Below are 20,130 nucleotides of genomic sequence, written 5' to 3'. Positions count from 1 at the left end.
TCAACCGTTTCCCTTTTTGACGCCCTGCCATGCCGGACCCCGAAGCTCCCTCTCTGGACGAACAGCCCGTTTCCGTGGGCCGCGCCATCCTGGATGCGCTGCGCGGCGTGCCGCACGACTACACCGTCCTGCCGCTGAAGCGCGCCGTGCTGCTCCTCGCCGTGCCCATGGTCATGGAGATGATCATGGAGTCGCTCTTCGCACTGGCCGACGTGTTCTGGGTTTCCCACCTTGGCCGCGACGCCATCGCCGTGGTCGGGCTCACCGAGTCGCTCATGTCCACCATTTACGCGGTCGGCTTCGGTATCTCCTTCGCCGCCGGCGCCATCGTCGCCCGACGTATTGGCGAAAAGGATACCGTCCGCGCCGCCCAGGCCGCGGGTCAGGTCATTCTGCTCGGCGCCACCCTGTCGACCTTGCTCGGCCTGGCGCTCGGCCTCAACGCCTCGCGCTTGCTGACCCTCATGGGCGCCGAGCCCGCGGTGGTCGAACTCGGTCACTCCTTCGCCACCATCATGTTCGGCGGCAACGCGACGGTGTTCCTGATCTTCCTCATCAACGCCGTGTTTCGCGGCGCCGGTGATCCCGCGCTCGCCATGCGCACCCTCATCCTCGCCAACGGCCTCAACCTCATCCTCGACCCGTGCTTCATCTTTGGTTGGGGCCCCTTCCCGGAACTCGGCCTCAATGGCGCCGCCGTCGCCACCAACCTCGGCCGAGGCATCGGCGTGGTCTACCAGATCTGGCACCTCACGGGCGACCGCGGCCGGCTCTCCCTGCACTGGTCCGACCTGAAACCGCGGCCCGAGGCGTTCACCATCCTGCGCACCTCCGCCAACGGGGTCGCCCAAATGCTCATCACCACCACCAGTTGGATCGGCCTGTTCAAGATCCTGGCCGTCTTCGGCAGCGCCGCGGTCGCGGGCTACACCATCACGATCCGCCTCATCATCTTTGCCCTCATGCCTGCCTGGGGATTGTCCAACGCCGGCGCCACCCTGGTCGGCCAAAACCTCGGCGCCCGCGCCCCCGACCGTGCGGAGCAGGCCGTGCGCATCGCGGTGCGTTACAACGTGATCTTCCTCGGCCTGGTCGGCATCGTGTTCATCGCCTGCTGCCGCCCCCTCATCGGGGTCTTCACGACCGATCCGGCCGTCACGGTGCACGCCGTGCGCTCGCTGTGGATCGTGAGCCTCGCCTTCCCTCTCTACGCCGCCGGCATGTGTCTCGAAGGCACTTTTAACGGCGCCGGCGATACGTGGACGCCCACCCGCCTGAACTTCTTCACGATGTGGCTGGGGCAGGTGCCGCTCGCCTGGCTGCTCTCGTCGCCACTGGACCTCGGCCCCACCGGCGTGTTCATCGCCGTGCCGGTCTCGTTTTCGGCGCTCACCACGTGGAGCTGGCTGCTCTTCCGGGCCGGCCACTGGAAAGCTCACGTGGTCTGAAATAATTATTCCGAAATTAGGGTCTTTACCCTAGTCCTGATTTTACCTAGGCCTGCGCTTGTTCATCACAACGTATGGCCACTTCGTTCGCTCCTGTTTCGTCCTCCGCCCGCCCGCTGTCCGACAATGCTTTCGCCGCCGGCGAAACCCACCTCCGCTCCTTCATCACGGAGCAACTCAGCGATTACGGGGCCGAAATGGAGATCGCGAATGATGCCTGGGCCCTGCTCGCGGTCCCGCGAGCCGACGCCGATGCCGACTTCATCGCCCGCGGGGTCATGGAGAATGCCACGTTCCCGTGGAAAATCGGCAGCTCCGACGACGATGCCTGGACCATTTTTTACGTCGACACCGCCACGCGCGCGACCGCCCGCCACTGGCTCGATCACCAGCACCGTTGGCTGGAGGGCCAACCCTTTCAGCCCTCTCCGACCCAACTCGCCGAGATCGCCACGCTCGTGGAATCGGCCATGCCTCACCGCGTCGCGCGGGCGCTGGTCGATGCCGCCGCCCGCGGCGAGCTGCCCCCAGCGGTGATCCGCACCGCGGCCGAAATTCGCGCCCTGCTCGATCGCCTGCACCGCCAGGAGCCCACCTTTCTCGCGGCCGTGCTGCTGCTCGTCGAACACCACCTCATCGACCTCCTCGAGCTCTACCGCACACTGGAACAGGAGGATCTCGATATCCTCAACGAGCTCACTCAAGGCAACGTCTCCAACGATCCCTTCCTGCTCAACCGCCAGACCGCCGCCGCCGGCCTGCGCCGTCAGTTGATCGATCTCAAAATTCTCAACCCCCTTGATCAGCGCAAACACACCGAGGCGGCCAACCCCTACCAACAGATCACCCGCCTGCGCCGCCAGGCCGATGGTCGGGTGCTGCTGCGCATCGACGGCATCGATCAGAGCGTCGATGCCGCCTCCTTCCGCGAGAGTCTGGTCAAGATCCGCCAACGCGAAAACCGCGGTATCGACTCCCTTACGCCCGACTCACGCACGCCGTGGGCCACCGACGAACGCGCCTACCATCTGCGCTTCCTGCGCCAGCTCTGCGCCCAACACCCCCGCCTCCGCACCGCTGATCTGTTGCACATGATCGATCGCGCGCTGGACGCCTAGCGAGACGGAACAATCGGCCACGGAGGGCACCGATAAACCCGGAGTCCCGCAGCACCGCGCCCGGTTTTATCCGTGGTTATCCGTGCCATCCGTGGCTGAAAAGAAGCTGAAGCTTTCCCCAGGGGCTCATCAAAAATGCACGACCGTGAGGTAGCGGTCGCGCGCGATTGTTTGCGACATGCCGTGCTGGGAAAGCTGCTTGGCGAAAACCAGCGCGGTGTGGCTGCCGTCGTCGTTGTCATAAAAAACCACATACACCTCGGCATTCGGTTTCACGCGTGAGCCCGCCATCGAGAGCGGCAGCTTGATCTCGCTGCTGAAACGCCGCGCCAGCTCGACCCGCGACTCATCGGGATAAGCCATGCGCACGCGGTTGGCTTTGACCTCGTTGTCCCAATTCACCACGCCCCGCAGAATCACGAAACCGGCATAGGGACGATCGGCGACCTGCGCCCACTGCTCGGGCGGATAGAAGTCCCGAATCTCTTCGTTCGGCAGATGACCGTTACCCACCAGCGTGTGGGTCAGGTTCGGCGACACGGTGGTCGGCACGGATTCACAGCCGGCAAGAAGGAGCCAGCTGCACAGCAGCATGGACGCGGACACAAGGGATCTAAGAAACATAAACTTACCAAGTTGAGGTGCGCGGCCAGCACCCCGAGTCGTCTCCTCAAATCGCTGCGAACGCGAACCTGAATTGTCCCTCAGTTTTTCCGCTGCATCGTGCGCACCACGTCGCGCGCTTTCTCGCCCTCGATCACGGCCACCGGACTCGCCCCGTCGTTGCTGTCCGCTTCGGCCCCGCGATGCACTTTCTTCGGGATGTGGCTGCCGAGCGTGTAAACCGTCTCGTAGGTCTCCGCCTTGACCTTCTGGGCTTCCGGCGAGAGGCCATTCGTCGAGCACCCGGTTAAGGTCCCCAGCGCCAACACCAAAAGCACGGCCCGCAAGCTTCGCATCACAGTGACCGTAACCATCCGAGTTCAAGGTCCACGAAAGCGAGACCATCGCGACCAAACCCCGTTTTACCGCGACGAAATGCAGGCCGCTTGCGCTTTTCGGGAGCCGAATTCCCTTTTCTCGGTCTGAGCCCCCAAACCCGACTCCCCTCCAGCCATGCTCTTCACTCGTAAAATTGGCGCCATCCTGCGTGGCAAAGCCACTCCGTTTCAACTCATCGCCGGTTGCACCCTCGGCGCGATGCTCGGCTTCGTCCCGAGCTTCGGCACCGCCCCCGGACTCACCCTCGTCCTCGCCCTGCTGCTGGTGCTGATCAACGCCAACCTCTTCCTCGCCGCGCTCGTTGGGGCCATCGCGAAACTGGCCTCACTCGCACTGCTTCCGATCAGTTTTCACCTCGGTCGCTTCTTTCTCGACGGCCCGACCGAGCCGCTATTCCGCGCGCTCATCAACGCGCCCGTCACCGCCCTGCTCGGCATCGACAACTACGCCACCACCGGCGGACTCGTGCTCGGCACCCTGCTCGGCGCCGCCACCGGCTGGACCGTCAGCCGCGGCGTGACCCGCTTCCGCCAGCGCATGGCCAACTCGCGCGAAAATTCCCAGAAATACCGCCAATGGGCCGACCGCGGCTGGGTTCGCTGGGGCGTCTTCATCCTCGCCGGCGGCGGCCTCAAGGATCCCGACTACGCCGCCCTCGCCCAGAAACGTGTGGGCAACCCCATCCGCCCCCTCGGCGTCGCGCTCGTGGTGTTCGCCACCGTGCTCATCGTCGTCGGTGCCAAGTTCTTCGCGCCCGCCATCGTCACCACCGCGCTGCGCGACGGTCTCGAACGCGCCAACGGCGCCACCGTCGACCTCACCTCCGCCGACCTCGATCTCGGTGCCGGACGCCTCACCGTTGAGGGCCTCGCCGTTGCCGATCCCAACCAACTCGACACCAACCTGCTCGAAGCCGACCGCCTCGAAGCCGACGTCAGCGCCAGCGACCTCCTGCGCAAGCGCCTGACCCTCGATCGCATCGTGCTCCACAACGCCCGCCTGCAGACCGCCCGCCGTGTGCCCGGCGACCGCGTCACCCCCGCGCCCGACGAAGGTCCCTTCATCAAACTGCCCGACGCCGGCTCCATCGACGACTACCTCGCCAACGCCCATATCTGGCGCGAACGCCTGGCCCAGGCCAAACAATGGCTCGACCGCATCAACCCCGGTTCACCCGACGCCGAAAGCGAATCGTCCACCAATGGCGAAACGTGGTCCGACCGTCTGCAACGTATGGCCGAAGAATACGGTTACGCGAACGTGAGTGCCGACCACCTCGTGACCGACGCGCCATTGCTGCTCATCCGCGAACTCGACGCCGCCGGGGTGCAAGCCTCGTGGTTGCCCGGCGAGACCCTGCACATCACCGGCCACAACCTCTCCACCCAACCGTGGTTGCTCGCCGAACCCGCCCGGGTGCAGGTCAGCTCCTCGGCCGACACCCTCGGCCTCACCGTCGCTGCCGGCGCCACCAACGAGCTCACCGCTCACTACCGCGGAATCCCCACCGCCAAGCTGGCCGACAGTTTGAAGCGCAGCGAACAAGGCACGCCCCTGCTCGAAGGCGGCACCATCGACCTCGCCTTCACCGGCGCCTACGTGCCCGCCGAAGGCACCATCAACGCCCCGCTGGATGTGACACTGCACAAGACCACCGCGAACATCGCCGGCCGCGCCGTCCCGCTCGACAACTTCACCGTGCCCATCGGCCTCGCCGGTTCGCTCGATAACCCTTCGATCAAGATCGATCCCTCGCTCGTCACCAACCTTGCCAAAAAAGCCGGCACCAACCTGCTGAAGGAAAAGGTCGGCGAAGAACTCGGCGACAAAGCCGGCGGTCTCCTCAACGGCCTCGGCGGACTGCTCGGCGGCAAGAAAACGGAGGAACCGCCGCCGAACGGCGGCAACTAGGACTTCCGCTTCTCGTCCTCGGGCAAGACCAATTCGGGTTCAGGTGGACGCGGCGGCACCGGAAATCCCATTTTCACCAGCAGTCGTTCCGCCACCAACCGGTAGGCTTCACCCGTGAAGTCGGAGGAGATGAGGGCTTCGCAGGCTCGCCGCGCACGGTCGGTTTCCCCCGTCCGATGCGCCGCGACCGCGAACGCGGCGAGCGCTCCGTCGGTGTCGCCATTGCCTTCAATCGCGGCGAGTTGCGCCTTGATCGTTGCCAGCGTCCCGGCATCGACCGCCGGCGCGAGGGCTTCGGTCCAGCACAACATTTCCCCGACGCAGGTCAGGTGCGGTTCGCGGTGAAGGGCGAGTCTGCTCCACTGGCGAAGTTCGTCGACCCGAGGGGCATCCAGGGTGGTCGTGAGCAATGTCTCGGCGACCAACGCTGCCGTCCGCTCCCGCCCGAACAGACTTTGTTCAAACAGGAGGTGGGTGCCCAGATCGAAGACCTCACGCGAAACCTGCCCTTCCTCAATCATGAGGCGCAGTTGCGCCATCGCCTCGTCATCCCGCTTCCACCCCCGACAGGCCTCGACCAACAGCGGGCGCAGGGCCGGACTCGCCAGCTCTTTGCCCAGAATCAAGTTCAACGACTCCTCGCTGGCCGGAACCTTCTGGTTGCAGATCTGGATCAGCACAAAGAGGTCCCGCATCTCCTGGGTCTTCACCTCCAGTTCCGTCACGACGAAATCCAAGGCCTCCGGCGGAAAGGAGTAGAGTTTCACATTAAACTTCTCGCCGTTCATGAACCGGGAGAGGCGCTCATTGCACTCCTTCCACGTCATGCCGAAGACGGACTGAAAGCGGGCCTCGGTCGGCTTGACGCCCGCCCGCAGCAAGGCCGCCCAGCGCAGCAGTTGATCGAGGCGCCCCGGCTCCTCCCGCGTCATCATGAAGTGCACAAACAACGCGGCCTGCCCGTTGAAATAGTGCACCGCATTCGTGTCCCGCGTGTAAGTCGAGGAGGTGGTGGTCATGCTGAAGAGCTCGTCCCACTCCAACCAACTGCTGCGATCCCGCATCCACTGCACCCGCAGGTTGCCGTCCCCGACCCGCAGCCCGCCTTTGCTCGGTCGGCATGTTTCGAAATAGTAGGCAAAGCCGTTGTTGAGCGCGAGGGGCATGCTCAGGTTCATCCAATTGAGCTCGTTCCGGGTCAGAGACGCCCAAAGCACGTTGATCCCTCGATCCTGCCAGTCGTATTCGACCACGCTGCCGGCCTGGAACCAGTCGAGACTGGACACTGCGACGCGCCACTCCACCTCGCCCTTGGAGCGCAGTTTGCGCCAGTCGGAGCCCAGGGTCGGCAACACGATGAGGGCTGGCGAGCGACTCAACGGCCGGCGCCCAAAGGTGACCTGCGCCACCAGATGCAGCATCTCCATCTGCCGGATGATCGGCCGCACCTCCTTGAGCGACGCATCCGTGTAGACGATGAAGTTGGGCGACCGCAGTTTGGTCCAGCCCTTGAACTCCACCGTCTGCGCCGTGATTTCGTAGGGCGACATCATCACAACGTCGTCCGCGCCCCGCACCCGGCCGAGCAGGATCAAGGCTAACATCAGGACTCGTCCGCGACTTGAGCACGAAAAGGATGTGGCGGTCATTTCAGAGATCCCCCGGGACGGGCACCGACGGCAACCTTGTCGTGCTTTTGTTGATACCTTGGGCGCCCAGGCGCTGGGCGTCCGCCACGTTGTCCAGTGACACCATGGTGCGCGGCACGCCTTCGAACCGGGCGAGCGCCTCCTCCGCGCCTTCGAGCGTCCACTCATCCGGCTCGAAGCGCGGCAGCTTGCGCAGAAAATCCACCGCCTGGGCTTTTTGGCCAATGCGTTCGTAACTCAGCGCCAGGGCCAGCAGCGTGGAGGCCTTCTTTTTCATGCGCGGAAAATGCCGCTGCACCGAATTGACGTTGGCCGCGCTGAGCGAGTCGGAGCACGCCTCCACCCACGCCAACATCTCATAGGCCGCATCCATTTCGGGCTCCGCCTGCAAAGCCGCGACCAACAGGGCGCGCAATTCCTGGGTGGTTTCCTCCGGTAAACGCAGGTCCATTGATGCGCGGGTGAACCAACGCTTCCACTCATGCTGCGCAAGTTCCCGCAAAACCGCGGAGTTCGTCGTGCCCAGTCTGCGCGCCTGCTCCCAATACTCGATCGCAGCCTCGAATTCCTGTTTCTGCCAAGCAACCGCCCCGAGTGCTTCATAGATACGGGGGTCTGCGTCGTCACCGCGTCCCGCCTGGAGCAACGCGATCGTGCCCGCCGCCGAGCCGGACGTGCGCAAGGCCAACGCCGCCAACCGCACGCGGATTTGGTCCACCGACAGCGCCTGCCGCGCGTAGCTCTCCTTCGGCGGCAGATCCGGCAGCGGAACTTTGCCATAGGTGTAACGACCGCGCCGCACATACTTTGCGAGCTGCTTCTCCATCTTGTCGTAGTCGATCTTAAAGCAGTCCTCGAACAGCGACTTCATGTTGGTCCGCGCCAGCCGGGCCTCGTCCCCGGCGACCGCCAGGAAGCGCTCGACCTGCGCCGGCTCAAACTTGTGTTTTCCGTAACGCAGGTAGTGCAACAAGGCCCATGACTGCGCGTAAAAAAGGCCAATGTGGTTGTCTGACTTGAAATACTGCGACCCGTAACCCGAACGGAAGAGCGTCTCCAAGGGGATGAGTCGCTCGTTCTGGAGCGACAACAATCGGCCGATCTGCGGATGCCCGATCGTGAGCTTGCCGCCCTCTATTTTGAAACCGGCCAACAATTCCGCCATGCCTTCGTTGAACCAAGTCGGCGGCTCACTTTCCACCGCCCGAAACAGATGGTGCACATACTCGTGAAAGGCGACTTTCCGCGCTGTCTCCCGATCTTGCGACGGTCGCAACAAAATCGTCGCCCGATCCGGCCGCCCCACGTAGAGACCCGCCAGTCGCACCTCCGAGTCTTCGCGGTGGCGGCTGTAGAAATCGAAATCCCGACCCTTACCGAACGCGAACACGGTTACCGGGATGCGCTTCCGTTCCCGCTCGCCCCGTTCCCCGAGGAACACCGCTCGCAACACCTCCATGTCGTGCAGAACACTCCGCGCGTCCGACTCAGAGTCGTTGCTATACAACTCGAAGTTGGCCGACTCATAACGGCTCCAGCTTCCGTCGATTCCAGGCAGCAGCTCGGCTTCGCTCAACTGGGCTACCACGGGGGGGAGGCCCCACAACATCGCAAAAAGGCAAAGCCATCGTCGCCCCACCAAGACCATCCTGCCCCATGGGGCCATCGGCATTCGGAGTTTCATCACAATCAGGTATTTGAGGCGGCCAGCCGATCCACCCAAATGACATTCCCGCGCCGCGCCAAGACCGGGTTTCGCCCAGCCGGTCAAAATTACCGCATTGACAGAACTGCGCGATCGACGGACTCGTTGCGCCGTCCTTAGGGGCGACCCGTCATGGGTCTGAGATGTCCACAACGCTTCGGCAGCGTGGCGGTCCCTTTGAACCTGATCCGGTTGATACCGGCGTAGGAAAAGGAACCGTATACACTCCGTTTCAGCGCCCAAGGCCGGATCTCCAATCCTCCGATTCGAGATCCAAACATGAAACCCTCCCACACCTCCGCCTTGAGCGGATGTCTGCTCGCCCTCGCGGCCCTGCCCGCGGTGGCGCAACAAACTGTCGAGCTCGACACCGTGGTCGTCACGTCCGACCTCTGGTCCTCCGAACTCGCCCGCACCAGCGCCTCGGCCACCGTCTTCGGTCCGGCCGCGCTCGCCGCCAACGGCACCCAGGCCTTCGGCGACCTCATCAACGCCACGCCCAACCTCACGTGGACCGGCGGCACCTCGCGACCGCGTTATTTTCAGATTCGTGGCATCGGCGAAAACTCCCAATTCGAAGGCGAATCGCCCGACTCTTCGGTGCGCTTCCTCATCGACGATCTCGACTTCACCGGACTCGGCGGCGCCGCGACATTGTTTGACGCCCAACAGGTCGAGGTCCTCCGCGGTCCGCAGGCCGGCGCCTTTGGCGCCAACGCGGCTGCCGGTGTCATCAAGGTGGTGACCAACGGCCCGACCGACACCTTCACCGGTTACACCGAAGCCACCGTCGCCGAGGACAACACCCTGAGTGGTGGCCTCGCCTTCGGCGGACCGCTCAGCGACACCGCCGGCTTCCGGATCGCCGCCCAGCGCACCACCGCCGACGGCTGGCGCCACAACGCCTTCCTCAACCGCGACGACACCAACGCGATCGACGAGACCTTCCTGCGCCTCAAGCTGCGCTTCACCCCGACCGCCACCTGGGTGTGGGACACGACCGCCTTCTACGCCGATCAAGCCAACGGCTACGACGAGTTCTCCCTCGATAACACCGGCTTCACCACCCACTCCGACGAGCCGGGCTTCGATACCCAGGAAGCCTTCGCCGGTTCGCTCAAAGGCGTCTACACCGGCGACGCGCTCACCTTCACCACCAAGACCGCTTTCACCACCGCCGACTCGCTCTACAGTTACGACTCCGACTGGACCGACGCCGCCGATCCACGTGGTTACGACCTCTTCCTCGAGTTCCACCGCGACCGCGACATGTTCAATCAGGAGCTGCGCCTCGACGGCACGCTGAATGATTCCCGCTGGACCGTCGGCGCCTACTACGAGTCGCTCGAGGAGCACACCTTCCTGACCGCCGGTTTCGGTGACGCCAACCAGGACTTCGACGCCACCACCACGGCGGTATTCGGTCAGTGGGGACAAGACCTCGCCCGCGGCACGCGCCTCATCGCCGGCCTGCGCGTCGAGGACTACGAACTCGACACCGAGGTCGAGTTTCGCGGCGCCTTCGATTTTTCCGACACCCTCGTCGGCGGCAAAGTCGTGCTCGAGCAGGACCTCACTTCCAATACGCTCGCCTTCGCTTCCGTCACCCGCGGCTACAAGGCCGGCGGCGTGAACATCTACAACTACCTCATCGTGCCCGACGAAGGGCCCGACACCTACGCCACCGAGATCATGTGGAACACCGAACTCGGTCTGCGCACCCGCAGCGCCGACGGCCGTTTCTCGGGCGAGCTTGTCGCCTTCTACCTCGATCGCGACACCCCGCAGGTCCGCGACTCCGCCGGCTTCGGCGGCACCTTCACCTACTTCGTCGACAACGGCCAGAGCGCGCACATCAGCGGCGCCGAGGCCAGCTTCACCGCCCTGCTCGCCGATGGCTTCACCGCCTACGGCAGCGTCGGCCTGATGGACTCGCACCTGGACGCCTTCACCCTCAACAACACCGCGCAGTCGCCCGCCGGCGGTCGCGAGCTCGCCAACGTGCCGAGCACGACCTACTCGATCGGCGGCCGCTACGAAGCCAGCAACGGTTTCTGGGCCAGCGCCGAGCTCAACGGCCGCGACGCCTACTTCGAGTCCAACACCCACGGCGAAACCCGCAGCGGCTTCAACGTCGTCAACGCCTCCGTCGGCTATCGCAGCGGTCCGTGGGCGCTCACGCTCTGGGCCCGCAACCTCTTCGACGAACGCTACGAAAAACGCATCTTCTACTTCGCCAACGCCGGCCCCGACTGGCTCGACACCCGCTACGAGTCTCCCGCCGACCCCCGTCAACTCGGCGCGACGGTGCGCTACAGCTTCTAGCCTCCCCGTCGGCTCCTCGATTCGCCTCAGCCCGCAGCCCATCCGGCGGCGGGCTGTTTTATTGCCCACGCCGGTGACGCAGTCCAAGCTCGCGACGATGAAAACGGTCGCCACCTACTCCATGCCGGCCGAAACGCTCGTGCCCCTTTCCCGGTTGCGCGACGCGGGTATCGACGCCGTCACCCGCGATGAAGCCACGCTTCAACTCAACTGGATGTGGTCCAATGCCATCGGTGGCGTGAAAATCGACGTGCCCGATGATCAGTTGGAAGACGCGCGCGCCATCCTGCACGACATCACGACGGCCGAGGGCGTGCTGGTTTGCCCGCATTGTGCTTCGCAACACGTCACCGTCGCGCCACTGCGCCCGGTCAGCGCCCTGACCTTGCTCCTCGCCTACTTTGCCTGGCCTACTTCACGCCTGAGGGTCACCTGCCTCGACTGCGGCAAGTCCCACAACGCACCGCGAACCGGTTGACCCACGCGCCCTCCCCTTCACGACGTGAAACTCAGCCGTCTTCTTCTCGTTCTACTGCTCTGCCCACACGGAATTCGTGCGGAGATTCAGGACGCTCCGCCCGCCCAACCGGACCCGGCTCAACGCTACCTGATCTATCTGCACGGCGGCATCCTGGCGGGAACGGACGGGACGGCCGAAAGCCCGCTGTTTGGTCCCTACAACTATGACGGCATCCTGCGCGCGTTCGCCGACGCCGACTTTTATGTGATCAGCGAAATTCGCCCCAACAATGACCTCGATGCCCACGTGCAGCGCACCTTGGCTTGGATTCAACAGCTGCGCGACGGTGGGGTGCCGCCGTCACAGATCGCCGTCGTCGGTGCCTCCATGGGGGGTGTCATTGCAGGTCGGGTTTCTCATGTGTTGCGCGAACCGGAAGTGCGTTTCGTGCTTATCGCCAGTCTTTACGATATGGCCTCACTGCCCCCCGTGCCACTAAGCGGTCGGGTGCTGTCGATTCACGACGAGTCAGACGAACGCGCCTGGGTGGACGAAGCGTATCTTCAACCAGGTCCTCTGCTCCCCGCCTCTCGGGTGGAGATCCCCGATACCGGTTTGGGCCACGGTTTGCTCTACACGCCGCACAAAGCGTGGCTGAATCCCACCCTCGAGTGGTTGCACTGACGACAGCCGGATCCGTCCAGATCCTTCGCTCGTAGCCATCGCCACCGCTGAAAGTCCACGGTCGCATCGTCGCCGCAGGTTATTCGTCGACCGCGAAGGATTGACCCGATGGCACTTGCCCTCTCCCCTTCGACCCAGCTGGCCGCAACCCCCATCCCTATGAAAAAAGTTCTGTCAGCTATTCTCGGCGCGAGCCTGCTCGTTGGTGCCGCCCTCGCCCAAAATGAGCCCAAGCCGGCCACTGAGGCGCTCGTTCGCCAACTCCTCGAAGAGACCAACGTTCGCGCGATGCTCGATCAAATGATCCCACAGATCCGCAGCATGAGCCAGACCGGCTTCGATCAAGCGCTCGCTGGGCAACCGATCACCGATGCTGAGCGCGCGATCATCCAACGCTCTCTCGACAAGGTCTCCGAGGTGATCCAAGAGGAGCTCAGTTGGGAGCGGCTTGAGCCACTCTACGTCGAAATCTACACCAAGGCACTGACTGAGGACGAGGTGCAGGGCATGATCGATTTTTACCGAACCCCCGCAGGCAAAGCCGTGTTGACCAAGCTCCCGGCCATTACCCAGCAAGCCATGACCAGCATGCAGGCGCGGATGGGATCAATGACACAGAAGCTGCAACGCATCCAGGAAGAGACGATGGCGGAACTCTCCGCCGCACGGTCTCCGGTCCTCGAACCCTGACCCGACCAACTGTATAGCCCCGGCCGTCGCACCATTGCCTCGCCGGGGCGATTGACCGCGCCGGGGCGTCGGATTGGATGAAACCATGGGCCAACGCTACGACCACATCCCGGAAGCGCAGATCGAGTTCATCGCTCGCCAAAAGATTTTCTTCGTCGGCACGGCCGGCGGCGCCGACACCCGCGTCAACATCTCCCCCAAGGGCATGGACTCCTTTCGCGTGCTGTCACCGAATCGGGTCATGTGGCTCAACGTCACCGGCAGCGGCAATGAGACCGCCGCCCACTTGCTCGAGAACGCCCGCATGACCCTCATGTTCTGCGCCCTCGAGGGAAAGCCGCTCATCCTGCGCCTCTACGGCACCGCCACCGCGATTCACCCGCGCGACGCGTCATGGGAAGAGCACTACAGCCGCTTCGCCCCCCTGCCGGGCGCCCGCCAGATCTTCGATCTTGCCGTCGAGCTGGTGCAGACCTCCTGCGGCATGGCGGTGCCTTTCTTCGACTACCGCGAGGAACGCGAACAGTTGAGCGATTGGGCGCGCACCAAGGGCACCGACGGTATTTCGGACTACTGGACGCAGAAAAACCAGCTGAGCCTCGACGGGAAGCCGACCCACATTCTGAACTAACCGGCAAGCTCACTTCCGCACGTTGAAGTGCAGGACGGGACCGCGCCCGGTCTCGTCCTCCGATGCAAAGAAGCTCGGCGAGATCGCGCCCAGCGGACGGATGAGCAGACCTTTCGTGGTGCCGTCGAGCAACCGTTGCATCACGGGTCGCGACAGCGTGAACCAGGCTTTGCCGCCCGGCGCCGGAGCGGGCTCGAGGTCGATGATCATCTGGGTGTTGAACACCTCCGCATACGGCGCGCCGCCGGTGAGGGAATCCCACGTGACCTGCTCCTGTGTCCACGCCGGATCACCGCCCAGGATTTCGATGATGCGCACCTTGCCAAACTCCTCGGCGAGGTCGCGCCCAAACGCACCACGGTAATCGCCGCCATCCGCCAGCGCGGCGGTGGTCAGCTCCAAGACACCCGCACCCGCCACCTTCGCCTTGGCAAGCGGCCCAAAATCCCACCGCAGCACCGCCCATTGGTGCGCGTTGACCGACAACACCCGCGATGGGCGCCCGGTCGCTCCATTCAGGCGCCAGTCATTGAGATTCACCGCCGGGAAATCCTGATTGATCAGACTGTCCTGTGAAACAATCCGATGTTCGCCAAAACTCTCCACCGGCGGCACCGGCGGATGGTAGAGCAATGACTCGCCCAAGTCGCGCCCGGCGGAGGCCTTCTTAACCACGTCGGCCCGGTAATAATCGACATCGACCGCGTAACGATCAGGTCCGAGGTCCGTCGCGCAGAACTGCACAAAAACCTGATCCCCGGGCTGCGCGTCAAAATGCTCGGTCGTGAAGCTGATGATCTTCCACTCGTTCGCCGTTGGGATGTCATATTCGCGCAGGTGCTCATGGTAGTCGGTCGTGCGCGAGGTATTGAGCATGAAGTTCACCCGCCGCGGCGCGACACTGGTGCGCACGCGCGCTTCGACCCGGAGTTCATAGGCGGGGTCGGCCAGTTTCGCCAAATCAAGCGCAGCGGAGATGTCGCGCTTGATGAAGCTATACCACACCACGTGGCGGTCCGCCGTGGCGTCGATGTTGAGCCGGGCAAAGCCGTCCATCGGCACCACCTCCACCTTGGCGTCTCCGTCTCCGGCGACCGCAAACCAGCCCTCGATCTCGGTGCCGTTAAAATCGTCCCGGAACTGGGCCGGGAGGATCGATGCCGTGCAGGACAGAAGGGCGAACAAGGTGGCGCGGGGAAAAGGCATGACAAACAGGGTTTGCGGAACACTGACCCCAATACGGTATCACAAGCAATGCCCGCCGCGCCGGTCCCCGGCGCATCTTGGTTTAGCTTCATCCCCCCCTCCCCCCAGCTTTCCCCGATGCTCGCCCGCCACCGCGCTCGCATTTTCGCTTGGTGCTTCATCGGTGGCGCGGCCGCGTATGTCTCCGCCCAGGATGCGCCGCCGGTCACGAGTCCGGCCTACCTCGATCGCTTCACCGGCACCTATCGGCACCAGTCGGTCGAAACGATGACGATCACCCGCGTAGGCGAAGCATTGCACGCCGACGCCGGCAGCGGGCGGCCCACGGCGCAGCTCGTCCCGCAATCGACACCCGGCGCGTTTTTGATGCGCAACGACGATTTTGAGTTTCGCTTCATAGCCGACGCGAACGGCAACGTGGCAGCGCTGGACATCGTCGATGGCCGGGGTCACCGCCTTCGCTTACAGCGCCAAGTCGACGCCGCCACCTCCACCGCCGTGCGCGCCGTCGCGGTCAACGCCGCCACCTCGGTGCTCGCGCGCGTGTTCAACAACTACGAACGTCGCCGCGATCCGCACGGGCAACTCGTCGTCGAGACCTACGCCTTCAGTGAGGGCGGATTTCAACGCAGCTCTCCCGTCGCGGACGCGTCGATCGATGACATGAGCTTCGAACGCCTCGCGCAGATGATCGCCCCGGCGATGAAGGCCCAGCGTTATGAACCGGCGACCACGGCCGAGACCGCGGATCTCGTCGTGATGATTTACTGGGGAGCCACCACCACCGACGAGCACCCCGCCGTCATCGCCCAGGAAACCTACGATCCGCTCAACCACACTTTTCGCGGTCAGATCAATCGCGAGAACGCGCGCCTGCTCGGCTTCGACGGCGCGTTGGACGAGCTGGCCAACGTCAGCTCGGCGGCCGGCGTCACGCGCCGCCAGGAGCTCTTCGACGATTTGGAGGAGAGTCGGTATTGGATCGCCCTCGTGGCCGTCGACTACCAAGCCGCGCTACGCGAGGAGCAAGTGCGCCCCGTGTGGTCGGTCCGCTACAGCATCCGCAGTCGCCGCACGACCTTCGATGCGGCGGCGCCGCAGATGAGCGATTTCGCCAGCCGTTATTTTGGGCGCGATTCCGGTGGGTTGATCAATCCGTCGACCGATCAGCCCAACGCCAAAGTCGACATCGGCGAACTGCAGGTGGTCGACGATTGACGACTCGGCTCAGCCCACGTGCTGGTCGATCAGGATCGGGTTGCCGTCCGGATCGACCATCGTGATGTGCGCCGGGCCCTTGCTCTCCGGATCGGCGGTTTCGATGAGCGTGACGCCGGCTTCCTGCAACTTCGCCTGCAGCACCCGCACATCGTCGTATTGCTCGAGTGCCTCGCTGTGCGAAGTCCAGCCGGGGTTAAAGGTGAGGCAGTTCTTTTCGAACATGCCCTGGAAAAGCCCGATGGTCGTCTCGCCATTGCGCAGAATCAGCCAGTTTTGCTCCTGCTCGCCGCCGACTTGGGTAAAGCCGAGCTTTTCATAAAAGGCGCGCGAAGCGGCGATGTCTTTGACGGCGAGAGAAACGGAGAAGGCACCAAGTTGCATGATGGATAGCTGGGTTGGGAAGGACGGGTTGATTGAGAACGACCGCAGCATACCCGATCGGCACCGCCGCGCGCTTTACAAATCTTGCTAAAGCGATCCGATCGATCCCGTGGCCGCGACGACCTACCCTGAGCGCATCAATCGCGCGCTCGATTTCATCCAGCAACATCTCGACCAGCCCTTGTCCCTTGAGGAGGTGGCGCGCGTCGCCTGCCTCTCGCCCTTCCACTTCCACCGCATCTTCCGCTTCCAAACCGGCGAAGCGCTCAATGCCTGCATCAAACGCCTGCGCCTCGAAAAAGCCGTGGGACTGATGACCCAAAGCGGTCGCACCGCTGTGCGCGAGGCCTCGCTCACCGACATCGCGCTCGCCTGCGGATTTGCTTCCTCCACCGATTTTTCGCGCAGTTTCAAACAACACTTTGGCGCGCCGCCCAGCCAGTTTGACGTGGCCGGGTTCCGGCAAAACCAACGCGACCGCTGGCAGGACTACGTCGCGGGCCCGGAGCACCGTCATCTTTTGGACGGGCTCAAACCCGGCGAAAACCCCGACAACTTTGCCGTCACCCTGCGCGACCTGCCCGCGCGCACGGTCGCCTACCTGCGCGTGGCCGACTCCTATACCGAGGGCGCCGTGCCCGCCGCGACCGAACGCATGGTCGCCTGGGCCGAGGCGCACGGTCTGGCCGACGGCCAGTGGTTGGGCTACACTTGGGACGACCCCGAAATCGTGCCTGCGGAGAAATGTCGCTATGACATCGGCCTCGAGGTGCCCGCCAACACCACCCTGCCCGACGGTGAAATCTGCCGCCTGGACTTTCCGCCGATGGTGGTCGCCGAGCTGGAGCTGCGCGGCGGTATCGACCTGGAAATGCGCGCGCTCGACTGGCTCTACGCCACGTGGTTGCCGCAGAGTGGGCTCGTGCCGACCGACCACCCATGCTTCGAAGCCTGGCTCGGGCGGCCCTGGGCGCACGGCTACGAACATTTTGAACTCAAGCTGCACCTGCCGGTCGCAAGCGCCTGAGCACCGACGCTTGTCCCGTCGGCCCGAGCACGTTTAGCTCGAACCCCTACCCCAAATGACCTCCCCGCGCAGTCTGTTACCCTCCCTGCTGTTCGGCACGACGATCGCACTCGCTGCGCCATCCGGCACGACACTCGACGGCGAACCCGTTTCGCCTTGGGGCGATTCGACCGCAGTGGTGCTTGTTTTCGTCGCGCCGGATTGCCCGATCTCCAATCGCTACGCCCCCACCCTGGCCCGTCTCGCCGCCGATTGCGACGAACAGAACGCCGCGCTGTGGCTGGTGTATGCCGACGATCTCGCCGATCCCACGCGTATTCGCGAGCACCAAGCCGAGTTCAAACTCGCGGGCCTGCGCACCGTGATCGACCGCGACTTTGCCATCGCCGATTTCGCCGGCGCCGACGTCACGCCGGAAGTGGCGGTCTTTGTGCAACCGGAAGAATCGCCGGAACCGCAGTTGGTCTACCTCGGTCGCATCGATGACCAATACCAGGGTTACAACAAGTTCCGCCCCGCCCCCACCGAGTCGGAGTTGCGGGACGCCCTCGACGCGATCGCCGCAGGCAAGGTCCCGGACCTCGTCCGCACCAAGGCGATCGGTTGCTACATCCCGCGGCCGTGAGCAGCCCGATCCGACAGCTTCTGTTCGGCGTGGTCGGCGCAAGTCTCGCCGCCGCGGCCGACCCGCCCACCTTCGTCGACGACGTGGCGCCCATCCTCGCGGCCAATTGCATCGAGTGCCACTACGACGGCGGCATCGGGCCTTTCCCCTTGGTGAGCTACCAGGAAGCCCGTCGTCGCGCGCGGCAGATCGTGGAGGTCACGGAGTCCGGCTACATGCCGCCATGGAAACCCGACCGCGTGCACACCCCGGCCTTGCAGGGCGAACGGTCGCTCGTGCCTGAGGCGATCGCCAAACTGCGTCGCTGGCTCGACGCCGGCTCACCGTCCGGAGACCTGAGCCGCCTGCCGCCCCCCGACTTGCCCGACGGCGAGTGGACCATCGGCGAACCCGACCTCGTGCTCACCTTCGACGAACCGTTTGTGGTGCCACCCGAGGGCGTGGATATCTTCCGCAACTTCGTGCTCCCGATTCCGGTCGAGCAACGGCGCTATGTGCGCGCCATCGAGTTCCTGCCGGAATCGGCACTGGTGGTGCACCACGCCATCATCGCCTTTGATCCGACCGACCGGAGTCGCCGCCTCGACGCGGCCGAACCGGGCCCCGGGTTTGAGTCAATGGACACCGGCGGCGGCATTCACCCCAACGGTCACATCGTCGGCTGGACCCCGGGCCAGCACCCCTACGAGGTGCATCCCGGCACCGCCTTCGCGGTCGATCCGGGCACCGATCTGATCCTGCAGCTCCACCTGCTGCCCTCCGGTCGCGAGGAACGGCTGGCGCCGCGCATTGGCATCCACTTCACGGATACACCGCCCACGCGCGCCGGGTTCAGCCTCCTGCTGCGCGAGGACAACATCTACCTGCCGGCGGGTTCCACCGGCATCGTCGTGGCCGAGTCCATCACCCTCCCGGCCCCGGCCGCCGTGCTGGGCATGTATCCACATGCCCACTACCTAGGCAAAGACATTCGCCTCACCGCTACCCTGCCCGACGGGTCGCAGCAGTGGCTGCTGCACATCCCGGACTGGGACTTCAGCTGGCAGAGCGACTACCGCTACCGCGAGCCGCTGCCCCTGCCCGCCGGCACGCGCATCGACCTGCGCTACACCTACGACAACTCCGCGGACAATCCACGCAACCCGCACCACCCGCCGGTCGATGTGCGCGCGGGCAACAGCTCGTTCGACGAAATGGGATCCGCGGTGATTCAGTTCCTGTTGGAGGATTTCGCCGACATCCCGAAGTTCGTCGAAACACAATCCCGCTACCAGATCGCCTCGGGTGACGGATCGGCCGATGCCCAGTTCAACCTCGCCGTGGCCGTTGAACGCCAGGGCCGAACCGAGGAGGCGATCGCCATTTATCAAAACGCGTTGGCCATCGATCCCCACTACGTGTGGGCGCTGCACAATCTCGGCAGCCTGCGGGAACGCGGCGGCGATACCCAAGCGGCACGCCGGCTCTACGAGCAGGCGCTCGCCAGCGATCCGACGCTCGTTGAGACCCGCCTCAACCTCGCCGAGCTGTTGCTGCGATCCGGCGCACTGCGCACCGCCACCGAAACGCTCACCGCCGGGCTCGAGCTCAATCCGGACAACCAAACCATGCGCCTGCTGTTGGCCAACGCCCTGCTCGCCCAAGGACGGCTTGCTCGCGCCCACGACGAACTGGTCGCCAGCCTCGACCTCAAACGCCACGACCCCGCCAACCCGCCCGCAACCGCGCGTTTGCTGCTCACGCGGGTTCACATGATGAGCGGCGACGACGCGGCCGCCGTGAGCCAATTGAACGATTTGCTGGCACTGCCCGAACACGAACGACCCAGCGAAGACGACCTGCTAAGCCAACTGCCCTATCCGGGAGCCTTGCCCTTGGTCGCGCGCGCCTTGGTTCAAGTCGGGCAAAAGGACGCCGCCGCCGACCTGCTGCGGCGTCACGCCGAGATCGCGGATCAACGCGGTCGGCGGGCTGAAGGGGCTGCCTTGAGGGAGCTGGTTGATCAGCTTTAACCGGGCCGTAACGCGATAGGTCTGAAGTTACCTAT

The 20,130-nt window shown here is 64.4% G+C and carries 18 protein-coding genes and 1 riboswitch; of the genes, 12 read left to right on the top strand and 6 right to left on the bottom strand.

Annotated elements, in window-relative coordinates:
* Positions 1–29 precede the first annotated feature (29 nt).
* Both AC0MRV_RS06160 and AC0MRV_RS06155 read left to right on the top strand, forming a co-directional pair.
* A complete protein-coding gene (locus tag AC0MRV_RS06160) occupies positions 30–1,448 on the top strand; it encodes an MATE family efflux transporter (protein ID WP_472763561.1) in 1,419 nt (472 codons plus the stop codon).
* A 74-nt stretch (positions 1,449–1,522) separates the two neighbouring features.
* Positions 1,523–2,566, top strand: coding sequence for a hypothetical protein (locus AC0MRV_RS06155; RefSeq protein WP_472763560.1), 1,044 nt, complete (start codon positions 1,523–1,525; stop codon positions 2,564–2,566).
* Between the two features lie 129 nt (positions 2,567–2,695).
* Here the strand turns inward: AC0MRV_RS06155 and AC0MRV_RS06150 are convergent, their stop codons facing one another.
* Together AC0MRV_RS06150 and AC0MRV_RS06145 are read right to left on the bottom strand one after the other, a co-directional pair.
* Complete coding sequence (locus AC0MRV_RS06150) at positions 2,696–3,160, bottom strand: hypothetical protein (protein ID WP_472763559.1); 465 nt, start codon at positions 3,158–3,160, stop codon at positions 2,696–2,698.
* A gap of 110 nt (positions 3,161–3,270) precedes the next feature.
* Complete coding sequence (locus AC0MRV_RS06145) at positions 3,271–3,507, bottom strand: hypothetical protein (protein WP_472763558.1); 237 nt, start codon at positions 3,505–3,507, stop codon at positions 3,271–3,273.
* 175 nt (positions 3,508–3,682) lie between these two features.
* On the opposite strand from AC0MRV_RS06145, the gene AC0MRV_RS06140 reads away from it, so the two are divergent.
* Positions 3,683–5,479 carry a DUF2062 domain-containing protein gene (locus tag AC0MRV_RS06140; protein ID WP_472763557.1) on the top strand — a complete coding sequence of 599 codons (1,797 nt, stop codon included), beginning with the start codon at positions 3,683–3,685 and terminating at the stop codon, positions 5,477–5,479.
* Here the strand turns inward: AC0MRV_RS06140 and AC0MRV_RS06135 are convergent.
* Both AC0MRV_RS06135 and AC0MRV_RS06130 read right to left on the bottom strand, forming a co-directional pair.
* The gene (locus tag AC0MRV_RS06135) at positions 5,476–7,083 is read right to left on the bottom strand and encodes a hypothetical protein (RefSeq protein ID WP_472763556.1); all 1,608 of its coding nucleotides are present in this window, start codon (positions 7,081–7,083) and stop codon (positions 5,476–5,478) included. The two genes, AC0MRV_RS06140 and AC0MRV_RS06135, sit on opposite strands and share 4 nt — an antisense overlap.
* Positions 7,084–7,129: 46 nt before the next feature.
* A complete protein-coding gene (locus AC0MRV_RS06130) occupies positions 7,130–8,716 on the bottom strand; it encodes a tetratricopeptide repeat protein (RefSeq protein ID WP_472763555.1) in 1,587 nt (528 codons plus the stop codon).
* A 225-nt stretch (positions 8,717–8,941) separates the two neighbouring features.
* Positions 8,942–9,060: riboswitch (TPP riboswitch) on the top strand.
* Positions 9,061–9,112: 52 nt separating this feature from the next.
* On the opposite strand from AC0MRV_RS06130, the gene AC0MRV_RS06125 reads away from it, so the two are divergent.
* From AC0MRV_RS06125 to AC0MRV_RS06105, 5 genes are all read left to right on the top strand, one after another.
* Complete coding sequence (locus AC0MRV_RS06125) at positions 9,113–11,158, top strand: TonB-dependent receptor (RefSeq protein ID WP_472763554.1); 2,046 nt, start codon at positions 9,113–9,115, stop codon at positions 11,156–11,158.
* Positions 11,159–11,255: 97 nt separating this feature from the next.
* On the top strand, positions 11,256–11,636 hold the full coding sequence (locus AC0MRV_RS06120; RefSeq protein ID WP_472763553.1) for a putative signal transducing protein: 381 nt from the start codon (positions 11,256–11,258) through the stop codon (positions 11,634–11,636).
* A gap of 24 nt (positions 11,637–11,660) precedes the next feature.
* Positions 11,661–12,302 carry an alpha/beta hydrolase family protein gene (locus AC0MRV_RS06115; protein ID WP_472763552.1) on the top strand — a complete coding sequence of 214 codons (642 nt, stop codon included), beginning with the start codon at positions 11,661–11,663 and terminating at the stop codon, positions 12,300–12,302.
* 108 nt (positions 12,303–12,410) lie between these two features.
* On the top strand, positions 12,411–12,992 hold the full coding sequence (locus tag AC0MRV_RS06110) for a DUF2059 domain-containing protein (protein WP_472763551.1): 582 nt from the start codon (positions 12,411–12,413) through the stop codon (positions 12,990–12,992).
* An 85-nt stretch (positions 12,993–13,077) separates the two neighbouring features.
* Positions 13,078–13,623 carry a pyridoxamine 5'-phosphate oxidase family protein gene (locus tag AC0MRV_RS06105; protein ID WP_472763550.1) on the top strand — a complete coding sequence of 182 codons (546 nt, stop codon included), beginning with the start codon at positions 13,078–13,080 and terminating at the stop codon, positions 13,621–13,623.
* Between the two features lie 9 nt (positions 13,624–13,632).
* On the opposite strand, the gene AC0MRV_RS06100 is transcribed toward AC0MRV_RS06105, so the two are convergent.
* Complete coding sequence (locus AC0MRV_RS06100; RefSeq protein WP_472763549.1) at positions 13,633–14,829, bottom strand: hypothetical protein; 1,197 nt, start codon at positions 14,827–14,829, stop codon at positions 13,633–13,635.
* A 117-nt stretch (positions 14,830–14,946) separates the two neighbouring features.
* Between AC0MRV_RS06100 and AC0MRV_RS06095 the strand changes: the two genes are divergently transcribed.
* Entirely contained in the window at positions 14,947–16,047 is a 1,101-nt protein-coding gene (locus AC0MRV_RS06095) for a DUF3471 domain-containing protein (RefSeq protein WP_472763548.1), read from the top strand.
* Between the two features lie 9 nt (positions 16,048–16,056).
* On the opposite strand, the gene AC0MRV_RS06090 is transcribed toward AC0MRV_RS06095, so the two are convergent.
* Positions 16,057–16,431: a VOC family protein gene (locus AC0MRV_RS06090; RefSeq protein ID WP_472763547.1), complete on the bottom strand. Its 375-nt coding sequence runs from the start codon at positions 16,429–16,431 to the stop codon at positions 16,057–16,059.
* A gap of 109 nt (positions 16,432–16,540) precedes the next feature.
* Here AC0MRV_RS06090 and AC0MRV_RS06085 point away from each other — a divergent pair, with 109 nt between their 5' ends.
* From AC0MRV_RS06085 to AC0MRV_RS06075, 3 genes are read left to right on the top strand one after another with little or no spacing between them, the layout of a single operon-like run.
* Entirely contained in the window at positions 16,541–17,458 is a 918-nt protein-coding gene (locus tag AC0MRV_RS06085; protein ID WP_472763546.1) for an AraC family transcriptional regulator, read from the top strand.
* A 55-nt stretch (positions 17,459–17,513) separates the two neighbouring features.
* Positions 17,514–18,083: a thioredoxin domain-containing protein gene (locus AC0MRV_RS06080; protein WP_472763545.1), complete on the top strand. Its 570-nt coding sequence runs from the start codon at positions 17,514–17,516 to the stop codon at positions 18,081–18,083.
* Complete coding sequence (locus AC0MRV_RS06075; protein WP_472763544.1) at positions 18,080–20,095, top strand: tetratricopeptide repeat protein; 2,016 nt, start codon at positions 18,080–18,082, stop codon at positions 20,093–20,095. Before AC0MRV_RS06080 ends, AC0MRV_RS06075 begins: the two co-directional genes overlap by 4 nt.
* Positions 20,096–20,130 lie beyond the last annotated feature (35 nt).

The organism is Actomonas spartinae, from assembly GCF_051209155.1.
Taxonomy (GTDB): Bacteria; Verrucomicrobiota; Verrucomicrobiia; order Opitutales; family Opitutaceae; genus Actomonas.
This window is presented reverse-complemented; position numbering and strand designations above follow the sequence as displayed.

What these genes read in the sequence shown, in the direction of transcription:
- AC0MRV_RS06120 (WP_472763553.1), top strand. Translation starts at nt 11,256, where the DNA reads ATGAAAACGGTCGCCACCTACTCCATGCCGGCCGAAACGCTCGTGCCC.
- AC0MRV_RS06110 (WP_472763551.1), top strand. Translation starts at nt 12,411, where the DNA reads ATGGCACTTGCCCTCTCCCCTTCGACCCAGCTGGCCGCAACCCCCATC.
- AC0MRV_RS06105 (WP_472763550.1), top strand. Translation starts at nt 13,078, where the DNA reads ATGGGCCAACGCTACGACCACATCCCGGAAGCGCAGATCGAGTTCATC.
- AC0MRV_RS06135 (WP_472763556.1), bottom strand. Translation starts at nt 7,083, where the DNA reads ATGTTAGCCTTGATCCTGCTCGGCCGGGTGCGGGGCGCGGACGACGTT.
- AC0MRV_RS06140 (WP_472763557.1), top strand. Translation starts at nt 3,683, where the DNA reads ATGCTCTTCACTCGTAAAATTGGCGCCATCCTGCGTGGCAAAGCCACT.
- AC0MRV_RS06080 (WP_472763545.1), top strand. Translation starts at nt 17,514, where the DNA reads ATGACCTCCCCGCGCAGTCTGTTACCCTCCCTGCTGTTCGGCACGACG.
- AC0MRV_RS06150 (WP_472763559.1), bottom strand. Translation starts at nt 3,160, where the DNA reads ATGCTGCTGTGCAGCTGGCTCCTTCTTGCCGGCTGTGAATCCGTGCCG.
- AC0MRV_RS06155 (WP_472763560.1), top strand. Translation starts at nt 1,523, where the DNA reads ATGGCCACTTCGTTCGCTCCTGTTTCGTCCTCCGCCCGCCCGCTGTCC.
- AC0MRV_RS06125 (WP_472763554.1), top strand. Translation starts at nt 9,113, where the DNA reads ATGAAACCCTCCCACACCTCCGCCTTGAGCGGATGTCTGCTCGCCCTC.
- AC0MRV_RS06095 (WP_472763548.1), top strand. Translation starts at nt 14,947, where the DNA reads ATGCTCGCCCGCCACCGCGCTCGCATTTTCGCTTGGTGCTTCATCGGT.
- AC0MRV_RS06160 (WP_472763561.1), top strand. Translation starts at nt 30, where the DNA reads ATGCCGGACCCCGAAGCTCCCTCTCTGGACGAACAGCCCGTTTCCGTG.
- AC0MRV_RS06090 (WP_472763547.1), bottom strand. Translation starts at nt 16,431, where the DNA reads ATGCAACTTGGTGCCTTCTCCGTTTCTCTCGCCGTCAAAGACATCGCC.
- AC0MRV_RS06100 (WP_472763549.1), bottom strand. Translation starts at nt 14,829, where the DNA reads ATGCCTTTTCCCCGCGCCACCTTGTTCGCCCTTCTGTCCTGCACGGCA.